At 28.1% G+C, this 12,636-nt stretch carries 11 protein-coding genes; 8 read left to right on the top strand and 3 right to left on the bottom strand.

The features are described 5' to 3' along the window. Positions 1-22 precede the first annotated feature (22 nt). Positions 23-199 (bottom strand): hypothetical protein, encoded by a 177-nt coding sequence (locus D2A34_RS26770; protein ID WP_169896834.1) that lies wholly within the window; start codon positions 197-199, stop codon positions 23-25. Positions 200-780: 581 nt separating this feature from the next. On the opposite strand from D2A34_RS26770, the gene D2A34_RS13945 reads away from it, so the two are divergent. After that, a complete protein-coding gene (locus tag D2A34_RS13945) occupies positions 781-2,685 on the top strand; it encodes an endonuclease MutS2 (RefSeq protein ID WP_119367031.1) in 1,905 nt (634 codons plus the stop codon). A gap of 179 nt (positions 2,686-2,864) precedes the next feature. Here D2A34_RS13945 and D2A34_RS13940 read toward each other — a convergent pair whose 3' ends face one another. Then, complete coding sequence (locus D2A34_RS13940) at positions 2,865-3,500, bottom strand: hypothetical protein (protein ID WP_119367030.1); 636 nt, start codon at positions 3,498-3,500, stop codon at positions 2,865-2,867. Between the two features lie 396 nt (positions 3,501-3,896). On the opposite strand from D2A34_RS13940, the gene D2A34_RS13935 reads away from it, so the two are divergent. Both D2A34_RS13935 and D2A34_RS13930 read left to right on the top strand, forming a co-directional pair. After that, positions 3,897-4,208, top strand: coding sequence for a glutaredoxin (locus D2A34_RS13935; RefSeq protein WP_119367029.1), 312 nt, complete (start codon positions 3,897-3,899; stop codon positions 4,206-4,208). Positions 4,209-4,743: 535 nt separating this feature from the next. After that, positions 4,744-5,757 (top strand): DUF4489 domain-containing protein, encoded by a 1,014-nt coding sequence (locus tag D2A34_RS13930; RefSeq protein ID WP_119367028.1) that lies wholly within the window; start codon positions 4,744-4,746, stop codon positions 5,755-5,757. A gap of 706 nt (positions 5,758-6,463) precedes the next feature. On the opposite strand, the gene D2A34_RS13925 is transcribed toward D2A34_RS13930, so the two are convergent. Continuing rightward, positions 6,464-7,930 (bottom strand): methyl-accepting chemotaxis protein, encoded by a 1,467-nt coding sequence (locus D2A34_RS13925; protein WP_119367027.1) that lies wholly within the window; start codon positions 7,928-7,930, stop codon positions 6,464-6,466. A gap of 726 nt (positions 7,931-8,656) precedes the next feature. Here D2A34_RS13925 and D2A34_RS26765 point away from each other — a divergent pair. From D2A34_RS26765 to D2A34_RS13900, 5 genes are all read left to right on the top strand, one after another. Further along, positions 8,657-9,451, top strand: a complete 795-nt coding sequence (locus tag D2A34_RS26765) for a sensor histidine kinase (protein WP_182629382.1) — start codon at positions 8,657-8,659, stop codon at positions 9,449-9,451. A gap of 22 nt (positions 9,452-9,473) precedes the next feature. Continuing rightward, positions 9,474-10,193 carry a LytR/AlgR family response regulator transcription factor gene (locus tag D2A34_RS13915; RefSeq protein ID WP_119367025.1) on the top strand — a complete coding sequence of 240 codons (720 nt, stop codon included), beginning with the start codon at positions 9,474-9,476 and terminating at the stop codon, positions 10,191-10,193. Between the two features lie 525 nt (positions 10,194-10,718). Beyond that, positions 10,719-11,513: a septum site-determining protein MinD gene (gene minD / locus D2A34_RS13910; RefSeq protein WP_119367024.1), complete on the top strand. Its 795-nt coding sequence runs from the start codon at positions 10,719-10,721 to the stop codon at positions 11,511-11,513. 12 nt (positions 11,514-11,525) lie between these two features. Continuing rightward, entirely contained in the window at positions 11,526-11,777 is a 252-nt protein-coding gene (gene minE / locus D2A34_RS13905) for a cell division topological specificity factor MinE (protein WP_119367023.1), read from the top strand. A 195-nt stretch (positions 11,778-11,972) separates the two neighbouring features. Next, on the top strand, positions 11,973-12,548 hold the full coding sequence (locus tag D2A34_RS13900) for a TetR/AcrR family transcriptional regulator (protein WP_079440862.1): 576 nt from the start codon (positions 11,973-11,975) through the stop codon (positions 12,546-12,548). The last annotated feature ends 88 nt before the right edge of the window (positions 12,549-12,636 follow it).

The raw sequence follows: 12,636 nt of genomic DNA, 5'->3' as shown, positions 1-12,636 counted from the left end.
TTCTAATAAAAAGATATATACTTTATTGTTCAATTCCTAACATCAGTACAGTATTTTGAAGAGCTTTTGCATCCTCTAAATTGGATATTGGTGATTGTACATTATTAACAATTACATCATCTTTTCTGATTTCTATTAGATTGTCCTCATTATTTTCATCATATATGTATTCGTATTCATTATGTTTATAGCTGAGCATGTATAAAACATCTCCTTTAATTTATTATTTATACTTCTATTATGACCGTTATTATTGATTAATATACATATATTAATGCACAATACCAGCAATATCATGTTATTCATTAAATAGAAGGAAAAATCAAAGTCATTGGAGTCGCTAATTTTGAAATTCAGCACCTTGAAGACTTAATGAAACATTCTAAAATTAAGTAAGTTCCAAATCTATATTTATAATTCATAAACAACACATTAAATGGATTGACAAATAAAATAAATTTGATGTATATTATATTTAATAGATTTCAGAAAAGAGAGGTATTTTTGTGAGTGTTTAGTATCTAAATAGTTAAGTTAATATTAATTCAAAAAATGGGAGGTTTTATACCTTTTATTTGCTATGGAATTAATTTGTACTATTGAAGATACAAGTCCACGAATTTACTTTATACAGAGGTAATATAATTACCTTTATTAATTGTTGAATTTTAAGCTGTGGAAGTATCCATGGCTTTTTATTATTTAAAAGTAAAATTTGGAGATCTATCGATAATTCGTAGGCTTGTAATGTTAATAAAGTTTTAGGAGAGGATTATTATTATGAATAAAGAAACTTTTGAGAAATTACATTACTATGAGCTTAAAGAAATAGTAAAAGAATATTGTGTAAGCGGATTAGGAAAAAGATTAATTGATAAATTAGAACCTAGCAGTAATATAAAAATTGTAAATCAAATGTTAGATGAGACTACAGAGGGAAGAAGATTATTAGATGCTTCTTATACTATTCCATTAGAAGGAATTTTTAATATTCTCCCATTTATTGAGAAAATTGAAAAAGGTGCATCTTTGGAAGCAGAAGATTTAACCATAATATCTAATTTTCTAAGAGGTTGTAGAAAAGTTAAAACTTTTATGAAGGATAAAGAAGGTTATGCTCCGACTTTAAGTGCTTATGGAGAAAATATTTTTGATTTAGAATATATTGAAGATGAAATAAATAGATCAATCAGGGGAAGCAGGGTAGATTCTAATGCCAGCAAGGAGCTTAAGAAAATAAGGCGACATATTGATATGTGCGAAGGTAAAATAAAAGAAAAATTAGATAAATTTCTTAAAAACGCTCAAAATAAAGAGTATATTCAAGAATTTTTTATAAGTCAGCGAAATGGCAGATATACTATTCCAATCAAGGCATCCTATAAAAATTTTGTTCAAGGAACTATTATTGAAACTTCTTCTAAAGGAACTACTGTTTTTATGGAACCAGATGTTATCTCAAGATATACAAGTGAGTTAAGTATTCTGCAGGCAGAAGAAAGTGTGGAAGAATACAGGATATTAGCTGCATTAACAGAAATGCTTTTTGAAAGAATAAAAGATTTAAAATTGAACGTGGAGGTAATATCAGAATACGATATGATATGGGCTAAAGCTAAATGCAGTAAAGCCATAAATGGAAGTAAACCTAAATTAAATGAATACGGATATATAAAAATAATTAAGGGTACCTATCCTTTCATTAAAAATAACATTCCTTTAGATTTTGAGATTGGAAAAAATTATAGGAGCTTAATAATAACAGGACCTAATGCAGGTGGAAAAACTGTAGTGTTAAAAACAATTGGACTATTAACATTGGCGGTGCAATCTGGATTTCATATAGGAGCTGAAGAAGGGACAGAACTTTCGGTATTTAAAAATATATTCGTGGATATAGGGGATAACCAAAGTATTGAAAATGCTTTAAGCACATTTTCATCCCATGTAAAAAACTTAGCTGAAATTATTAAGAAAAGTTCAAAATCAACGTTACTTTTGTTTGATGAGATTGGAAGCGGAACAGAACCTAATGAAGGCTCAGCTTTAGCTATTGCAATACTTGAAGAATTATATCATAAGGGGTGTATAACTATAGCAACTACGCACTATGGAGAAATTAAGAATTTTTCAAAGATGCACCCTGATTTTGAAAATGCAGCTATGGAATTTGAAAAAGAAACTTTGCAGCCTTTATATAAACTTAGGATAGGAAAAGTAGGCAGCAGCAATGCCTTATATATTTCTAAAAAGATGGGATTAGATGATTCTATTATTAATAGGGCAAGACAATATTTTGATAATAAAAATTATAATTTTTCTCTAATTGAGGAAAGTAAAGTCATGAAGAATAAAGAACCACAAATTAAGGAAGATTTTTATAAATACTCAGTAGGTGACAGAGTCATTCTTTTAGATAATAATGAATCAGCTATTGTGTATAAAGAGATAGATAAATTAAACAATGTTACTTTACTATATAATAATGAATTGATTGAAGTAAATTATAAGAGAATAAAACTAGATATAAAGGCAAGTCAGCTATATCCAGAGGGTTACGATTTAAATCAGTTATTTGTAAGCTATAAAGAACGAAAGCTTGAAAGAGATATTGAAAGAGGTTCTAAAAAGGCCTTAAAGAAGATAAGAAAAGAATCAAAGGACAAAAATAATTCTCAAAAATAAGGTGATTAAATAAAATAACAAGTCCAAAGCTGGCAAATGGACTTGTTATTTTATTGATAGTGCTTAGGTATCAACTTGAAATTTATTATAAATATATTGGTTGTTGAATAAATAAAAAACAAATATTGATAAGTAAATAAGGATTTACTCTTTTGTAGTAAATCCCCAAAATATTGAATTTATTTAGCATTATCATTGTTACAAGTATATTGAAATGGAGGCTGAGTTTGAATGTAGAATCCATTTCGTACTTGAGATATCCAATTTTGAAAAATTTCTAACCAGGCATTACTTGTAAAGAAATCTCCAAGGGGTGCATTAGAATTCCATTCTAAAATTAGAAATGGTCCAATTCCAAAAGACCAAATTCCAATTTGCTCTACGTCTATTTCCCTTATTAGCAAAATAGGAAGCCCATATTGATAAGCCATAGCGGGCTCTATTTGAGCAAAAGGACTACCTTCCCAAACTACTAAATCTTGAGGCTGGCCAAGATTATTTTGAATTACACTTACTTGTCTTTGTTTAAGATTAAGTGCCACTAATCCATAACTAGATAACATCATTCTTCTTATATTTGTCAGTGGAGTTTCGGGATATTGTTCAGTAATAGGTAAGGTGCGGGGAAATAATAGAGCAGATTTTATTTGTTTAATTATTGCATCAACAAATTGTTGCTGAGTAGAATTAAGTCTGCTTGGATGGCTTAAAAATACGGGAACTCTAAATAAAAGCTTTGATGATTCTATCATTAAATCAGTTGGTTTAGTAGCTTCATTTACTGTATCAGTTTCTTTTTTATTAAAGGCATTCATTTGTACTCCTCCATAATAATGTTTTATCCTAAGAAATAAATATTTTCGCATTGATACCTCATTATATGGTGAAGTGATTATTGATGTTACCATAATATTTAATATAAATAATATATAGATAAATCTCTTTATTCTTTTATTGAAGAATATATAATATATGATAAAATATTGCCATAGGATAGTGAGAGATTTTGGAGAGGAAATTTAATTATAATGTTCCATAATATCAATTCTTATAAAGTTTCAAGAGTTCATGAAATATGAACATTCATAAAAAAGAAACTAACAGAAATGTGTTACTATAACTTAACATAGGTTTGATACTTGTTCGTTAGATTAATACAAAAAGTATAATTATTAAGTATATTAAATACTTAAAAAAGGGAGGAAAATAACATGAAAATAACAATGTATGGGACAGCAATTTGTCCAGATTGTGTTGAAGTAAAAGTTATTTTAGAAAAACATAAGGATATAGAATTAGACTATAAAAATATTACCGAGAGTACTAAATTGTTAAAGGAATTTTTATCTTATCGTGATAATGATGAAATGTTTACTAATGTTGTTAAAGAGGGAAAAATAGGTATCCCATTTTTTGTTTTAGAAGATGGAACAAAAACATTAGACATTTTTGATTATTTAGATATAGAAAAGCCTAAGAAAGCTGTAAATAGTTGCTCTATTGATGGTAGTGGTAAATGTTAATAGATGTTAACTTATAGTGGATTTTAAAGGTCAGGCTTGGCCTTCGCCAGATAGGAAGTGGAATTTTAAAACAATGCAAAGCCGCTGATTTCAGTGGTTTTTAGTGTTTTTTAGGACAAACATTAGTAGAAAATTTAATTTTTAGAGAGTAAATTTATATATTTTTATGTTGGATATGCACACCCCTGATTCTTTTTTTGTTGGGGTGTGCACTTTTTGGCAGAAATAGACTTTGTTATAGAAATTAATTGGAGACAGTAATGATTTTCTCAGGCTGGTTTGTTTGAGGGAATCTTTCTATTTATCGTGTCTACTAAAGTGGGTAATGGTCAGTTTTAATATTTTTGATTTGTGAGCATCAGAAGCCGGTATTTGCCAAGTAAATGTCTATAAGAAATAATCACTTTTATTCATTTATCTCATATTATATGTTAGGTAAACGAATAAATAACTTACTTCATTAACCTATTCTTTATAAGTATGTAGTACTGTTAAGTTGAATTTTTAAAATTCTCAATGTGGAGGGGTGAATAATATGAATTTAGCATCAAAAGCTAATTTTAAGAATGATTATGAAAATAGTAATAAAAGCAGTGACTCATGCAGACAAATACTAAAATGCGGAGAGGTCGGTCAAGCATTATTATTTAATGGTGCGAGTATAGAAACTTCTGTACCTGCTGCTACTATCACTCTAGATACTTCTAAATTTTGTAATTCGTGTATAATGTTTGAATTTACATCTAATATAATTGGAACACTTTTTCAAGGAACTTTAAACTTTCAATTATATAGATCCTGTAATAATCAACTACCAATTGCTATTGGTCCACGATTTTCTTTTACACAACCGATAGCAGCTCTTTTTGCCAATATGTTCACATTTCTTGTATGTGATTGTGATCCATGTTCAAATGAATGTTGCACCTATAGTATTGTTGTTTCACCTGGTGGACCTACTACTGTTATTGGTAATGTTGGCATTTTCGCAGCAAGGCTAGCCACAATTATTGCAGATAATCCGGATCATGATGATGACTGTTACCCATGTAATAAACTTTGCCATAAAGAAAACAGGACTATCTTAAAATGCGGAACACCAGGCAGTGCAATATCAATAACTCCAGATACTTTAGCAGGCACTACTTTTAACGTTAGTACTCTTACTTTAAATACTTCCTGCTTATGTGATCCATGTGTAAAGCTTGAATTTGCAAGTAATTTAGCTTATTCAAGCCTTAGTACTATTGAGAGCACAGTTGTAAACTTCCAGCTATTTAAACTTTGCGACAATCAGCGTAACCCGATACCAGTTGGGCCACAGTTGGTTTTTTCGGTTCCGTTTACAACGCTAATAGATCCACCTATAAGCCCTGGATTTTCTGGCAATTCAACATTTTCTTTCTTTGTTTGTGATTGTGACACTTGCCACCATGAATGCTGCACCTATTCATTAGTAGCAACTACAGCTACATCTGATGCTTTTGTTACTATTACCAACGCAAGACTTTCTGCAATAGCTGCAGATAATAACTGCAGATGCTGTTAACACAGAATTTAAAAAATTTGCTGCTATAAAAGGCTCTAATAATTATCGGCGCCTTTTATTTTGTGAGGCAATGAGATTTGAGCACTTTATTTTAAATTAGGACTTCTTGGTACGCCAAGCAAGGGCGTAAAAGATGATGAAAGCAAAGCTTTCATCATTACTATATAGCAGGTGGGACCCCTGTATGATAAAGGTTAGTAACCAGTCATTAGTTAGTCTTGGGTAATAAGTTAAGTGTTGACAAATAAGGTACCAGGCCGCAAGCGAATGCTGAAACTAGTAGCCACGAAATGCTAGAACGTGGAAAGAGCGATGATATTGAGAGATTAGAAGTCGGAGAAGAAGTTATAATTGGACTAACTTTGATGTAATGTTCAAATACTTCCATATACCTAAAGCTAAGGTATATGTTAATATATTTGAATTAAAATTCTGTGAATAATAATATGAGGAGCCGTATGCGGGAAATCCGCACGTACGGTTCTCAGAGGGGATAGGGAAGTGATTAACTAGTCTACTTGACGAATTATTACAGAGACTGGGAGTTTCTGTTCGATAGTCGATAAAAAAGAGGAATCACAATTATAATGTGATTCCTCTTTTTTCTTGTACAATACAAAAACCAGCTTATAGATTAGCCATTTTCAGAAAAATGTATTTTATTTAGATTTATATAGACCTTCAATCTTGTATCCAAGTCATATATCTATATTTTAAATTGCGAAACTATGTTTTTAAGATTTTCTGCGCTTTGACTTACGTGAGTTGTTTCTGCTTGTACTTCATTTGCTCTGTCCATTATTTCTGAAACTCTATCCACAATATCATTAATACCATTTACACCTTCAGTATTAGCGTCAGAAATTCCAGTCATTGCATCATTTACGGTTTTTATAGAAGTTAGCAGGTCTTCAGATGTGGCACTTAAACCTACAACTAAATCATTAACAAATATAGCATCTTTATCATAATTTTCGCCAACTAAAACTGACTCCTCATAGCTTTTAACCACCTTTGTTTCAATATAATCTAAGGTGGTTTTTGAGGCGTCTGAAAGGCTTTCAACTGCTATAAATACCTCATTAATTGTATTTTGTATCTCATTAACAGTTTTACTTGAAACTTCTGCAAGCTTTCTAATTTCTTCTGCAACTACTGCAAATCCTTTACCTGCTTCACCTGCTCTTGCTGATTCAATTGATGCATTTAATGCTAAAAGATTTGTGTTAGAAGATATGTCTAAAATACCATCGGCTAAAGTTTTGATTTTGTCAATTTCTTTTATCTTATTTAAAGCTAAGTCCATCATTTTTTTAATCTGTTCACGTGTGTTATTAGCGTCTACCTCAAGTATTAAGGAATTATTCTTTAAGGTCATAGCTCTTTTACTAATTTCATTAGCAGATATTGACCCATCTTTTGCTTTATCTGCGATAGATTGAACTGTATTTCCTAATTCAAGTGAAGTAGCACTTATTTCCTCTGTTGAAGCAGCTGTTTCCTGCATCCCAGCAGACAATTGTTCCACTGTAGCAGATATATCTTCTAATTTAGATGTAAGACTATGTACATTTTCATTTGAAATAATTAATGATTTATTTACATTTTCAGTTTCAGTAATTATTGAATTAATTATTTGTTTTATGGATATTTGCATAAAATTAATAGCATTACCTAACTGTCCAAATTCATCAGTTGAATCAACTTTTATAGGTTCAATTAATAAGTTACCTTGAGCAATTTCTTGTAATGAAAGAACACACCTTTTTAATGCATTAGCAATCATGCCTGATAAAAGTATAGCAATAATTAAACTAATTAAAAAACTAATTATAAAAATTATTCCCATTAATAATTTTGCTTGAGAGGTTGCTTTTTCACTACTTGTAAATGAATCTGCAAGCATTTCATCTATTTCATTATTTGATTTATCTTGAATATGTTTTAATGCATCCATATTACCTTTACCAGCACTAAGCCTATCACGTGCAGTTTCGATATTTCCAGATTTAACAAGTTCAATTTGTGAATCAAAATATTTATTTATGATTTCAATATTGGGAATTTCATCATTAACTAATTCAACATTGATTTTTTCAAGTGTAGTATTTATTGGGAATAAGTCGTTTATTATTTCATTTTCAATTTTTTGAATTTGGTTAAGATTACTCAAGGCAATTTGTAATTAGGCGTTGAGTATTGATTTTTAATAAAAAGTTATATATGATTTTATTAAGATAATGGTAAAATATATTTTTATTACACTATGTGTAGGACATTGCCTTTATTGGACAAAAGCATAAGATGTATGCATTAGGAATAGGACATAAAATAGACTAGTTACTGATTAGTTATTTTTTGAATATGCCTTAATAAAAATAATAGGAGTGAAAAAATGTATATTGGAATAGTTACTAGTTTTATATTATTTATAGATTTTGCATATATCCATTTATTACTTACTAGAAAAAGAAGCATTGGATATTCTACATTCATATTCATGATTAATTATTTAATAATAATATCAGGATGTTATATTTTACCTACATTTTTTGAGGATAGTATTTTTTATAGATATAGTTCGACGTTTTTGGGATGCACTATGATTATATCTATTTATTTGATTTTTGAAGAATCTATTTTTAAAAAAATATTTACTATGTTTACTGTATGGGTATTTTCACATATTATATTAATAATATCATCTTATATAATAAGTATAAATTATATTGAGGATTATAATATCTATTCATTGTACCTAATATTATTAAGAATTTTTATTCAATCAGCGTTACTTCCTATAATATATTTGTATTTCCGAAATCCATATAAAAAAATGTTAAAATCAATATCTAATAACCTAATAGGTATAATATCTTTTTACACTATTGCAATCTTTTTGTTTTTAAGTAATTATTATGACTTTTATAATGATCGTGTGGAGTTATATTCGGGTTTTAATAGTATATTAAATGTAATTATCATTATAGTATCATATATAGTAGTTTTCATTGCTATTTGGTCTATAAACAAAAATATGGAACTAGAATATAAAGTTAAAATTATAGATACTCAAGTAGAATTACAAAAACAAAATTACAAAAATCTACATAAATCTATTGAAAATTATTATGCATTTAAACATGATATAAGGCATCATGCTTTAGTAATGAAATCAATGATGGATACGAAAAACTATATAGAAGCCGCAGAATACATGGAGAAATTTACTGAGAATGAAATATTCGAAAATGTTGGGAAATTATGTAATAATTTTACTGTAGATTCGATTTTAAAACATTATATTAGTATTGCAATGAAGAACAATATTGAGTTTAAGGTTAATCTAAATATACCAGAAAATATTAATATAGATAATATTGACTTATCTATTGTTATGGGCAATTGTATTGAAAATGCTATTGAAGCATGTAACAATATTAAGGATAAAAGCAAAAAGTACATTAATATAAATGCTGAAATTAAGGGATTTCAATTAATAGTTAAGATTAAAAATAGCTTTAATGGACAAGTTATAAAAGACGGCAAGGTTATAAAAACAAGTAAAAATGGAGAAGGACATGGCATTGGTTTATCCAATATTAGAAATGTAACTGAAAAATATAATGGTTATTTAAATATTAAGCATGATGATAAGGAATTTGAAGTAGATATTATTATGAATTATAACTAAGGCAAATAAGGTGAGGATAGACATGATAAATATAGCAATTTGTGATGATATTATAGAAGAACTTGAGACAATCTCTTCTTGTGTATCAAAAAATATTAAAGAATTAGATATACCTTTTAAAATAAGCTCCTTTAGTGAAGGACAAGATCTTCTTGAACATATAAATTCATCTAAACAGAACTTTGACATAATATTTTTAGATGTTTATATGAAATTTTCTAATGGGATTGATATTGCAAGGAGAATAAGGGACTTTGATAAAGAATGTAAGATTATATTTATAACTTCTTCAAAAGAGCATGCTGTAGATAGTTATGATGTAAGCGCTCTTCATTATATTTTAAAGCCAATAAATGAAGAAAAACTTACTAATGCTATTAAAATAGCTATAGAAAGTTTAACTAAAGAAAATAAACACTTTGTTATTATGAATAAAAAAGGAAACTATAGAATTTCATATAAAGATATTTTATATGCAGAAAGTAAAGCAAGAATCGTGAATATATATTTGAAATCAAGTGAGGTCATTAGTTTTTATTCAAAGCTTGAAGATTTTTTTCAAAGCCTTAAGGATGAAAGATTTCTTAGATGTCATAAGAGTTTTTTTGTAAATATGGATTATATTTTAAAGATAGAAAGTAATTCTGCTTTTATGTGCAATAACGTAATTATACCTATAACCAGTTCTAATATGGCAGTAATAAAGGAAAAGTATTTTAATTATTTACTAAAAGAAGTATAAAAAGATAGGCATATATGAGTAATATACATCATGTATGCCTTTTTTTTGCATAAAAATGAGTTGTGAACTAATTATTTAGTGCGACATCCTTATGTTTTTTTAAGTTTTTACATTTTAAGTCATAGTTTTTACATCGATAGTGTATATACGCTTATTTATGATATATTTTTAGTAATGATCTATCATAAATAAACAAGGGGGAGATTTATTTGTCAAACAGATTGAATTTAACTATAGAATTTGAAAAAAAGATTTAATAATTATTAAGTTAATAAAAGAATTAATTATAGAAAGAAAAAAGGAGATATTTATTTAAATTTTATATAAGGAGATGTATTTTTATGGTTAATAAAATTGTTAGCAGATTATCAATTCGTCAAGCTAATGTAATTTACAAATTTTTCAAAGTTGGTTTTATATTTCATAATGGACAAGGCGCTCCATTTATAGAAGACTAATTTTAAAAATATCTTAAGGTATTAAGAATTCTTTTGAGAGGTTGATTCTTTTAGGAGGTTAAATATTATGGGTGAGGTTATTGTAATAACATCAGGTAAAGGAGGAGTCGGAAAAACTACTAATACAGCTAATATTGGTACCGCACTTGCGGAAATTGGCAAAAAAGTTGCATTAGTTGATGGTGACACTGGACTTAGAAATTTAGATATACTTATTGGGCTTGAAAATCGAATTGTTTATAATCTTTTTGATGTAATAGAAAAGAAGTGTAGTTTAAAACAAGCATTAATAAAAGATAAAAAATATGAAAACCTATATTTGCTTTCAACAGCACAAACAAAAAATAAAAATGATATAAAACCTGAGCAAATGTTTAAATTAATTAATGAACTTAGGTGCGATTTTGATTATATATTAATAGATAGTCCCGCTGGAATTGAACAAGGTTTTGAAAATGCTGCAATCGCAGCAGATAGAGCAATAGTTGTAGTAAATCCAGAAGTTACTTCAATAAGAGATGCTGATAGAGTTCTTGGGATGCTTAAAAATAAAGGAATTAAGAGTCATCTTATAGTTAATAGGATTGATTATGAAATGGTTAAAAATGGAGATATGCTAGATGTAGAAGATATAGTTGATAGCTTAGAAATAGAGCTTATAGGTATAGTTCCAAGTGATAAAGCAATAACGATATCTACAAATAGAGGAAAACCCATCACATTAAATGAAGATTCTAAGGTGGGAAGAGCTTTTAAAGAAATAGCTATAAGAATAACAGGAAAAGAAGTTTCTTTTGAATTTTATAAGGAAAATGATAGTGGATTTACTGATGTAATTAAGAAATTGTTTGCTTATAGGTAGGAGGTATATTCGATGAAAAATATTTATGATAAAGTATCTTCAAAAGATTTAGCAAATAAGAGACTAAAAGTTATATTAATTCATGATAGAGCTTGCTTAGATGATAATTTTTTAGAAACAATAAAAAGTGAAATAATGAATATTATTGCTAAGTATGTTCGGATAAATAATTCACAAGTAGAAGTTAAATTAATTACCAATGATATAGAAGAAGGCAAATCACCAGTGCTAGTTGCTAATATTCCAATTAACAACTATAATTAATAACCTTTTAGAAAACTACATAAATTATCGTTCATAGAAAGATTTTAATAGAGATTTTTCACAATACATAAGGCGATGGCAGAAATAAATCCATTGCAGAAATCCGTAATATTTTGGGAAAATATATAAATGAATATCGTTCATTGACAAATGAATAATATTCATTTATAATCCTAAATATGGAAGGTGATTTGCTTGAGAACAATTAAACCAATTGATGAAAGACGACAGGAAATATTAGATGGCGCTATGAAGCTTTTTAGTGAAAAAGGGTATGATAGAACATCTATTTCAGATATTTCTAAGTTTTTAGGAATATCCCAAGGCTTGTGTTATAGATACTTTAAATCAAAGGAAGAAATATTTGAAAGTGCAATTGATGAATATGCGAGTAATATAGCTGATGAAATAATAAAGGTTATAAAATCTCCACATATGTCTATCGAAGATAAAATTTCAAGTAAGTGGAATTTTTATGATTTGGAGAAAAGAGAGGATTCATACTATAAGGTTTTTCATAGAGAAAATGCTAGACCTTTACATGATCGTATGTCTATAAATATTTGCAGAAAAGTTACTCCATATATTCAGGAAGAAATAGAAAAGGAAATTTTTAATGGAAAATTAAAAGTTCCTGATTCAGCAATGTTAGCCTCTTTTTGTGTATATGGACAGTTAGGAATATTACTTGATACAAGTATAAATGATAAGATAAGAACTAAAAGAATTAGCGAATTTCTATTAGATTTAATAGGAAGATATAAAACGTAAAAAGTAATAAATATTAGTAATTACATAAAAGTCCCCATATGGGGACTAAATATTGCAAATAAAATGAATGAAATTCATTCAATATAGG

Source organism: Clostridium chromiireducens, from assembly GCF_003575225.1.
Lineage (GTDB): Bacteria > Bacillota > Clostridia > Clostridiales > Clostridiaceae > Clostridium > Clostridium chromiireducens.
This window is presented reverse-complemented; position numbering and strand designations above follow the sequence as displayed.

Coding starts and splice junctions, on each gene's coding strand:
- minD (WP_119367024.1), top strand. CDS start 10,719: ATGGGTGAGGTTATTGTAATAACATCAGGTAAAGGAGGAGTCGGAAAA.
- D2A34_RS13940 (WP_119367030.1), bottom strand. CDS start 3,500: ATGAATGCCTTTAATAAAAAAGAAACTGATACAGTAAATGAAGCTACT.
- D2A34_RS13930 (WP_119367028.1), top strand. CDS start 4,744: ATGAATTTAGCATCAAAAGCTAATTTTAAGAATGATTATGAAAATAGT.
- D2A34_RS13945 (WP_119367031.1), top strand. CDS start 781: ATGAATAAAGAAACTTTTGAGAAATTACATTACTATGAGCTTAAAGAA.
- minE (WP_119367023.1), top strand. CDS start 11,526: ATGAAAAATATTTATGATAAAGTATCTTCAAAAGATTTAGCAAATAAG.
- D2A34_RS13935 (WP_119367029.1), top strand. CDS start 3,897: ATGAAAATAACAATGTATGGGACAGCAATTTGTCCAGATTGTGTTGAA.
- D2A34_RS13915 (WP_119367025.1), top strand. CDS start 9,474: ATGATAAATATAGCAATTTGTGATGATATTATAGAAGAACTTGAGACA.
- D2A34_RS26770 (WP_169896834.1), bottom strand. CDS start 199: ATGCTCAGCTATAAACATAATGAATACGAATACATATATGATGAAAAT.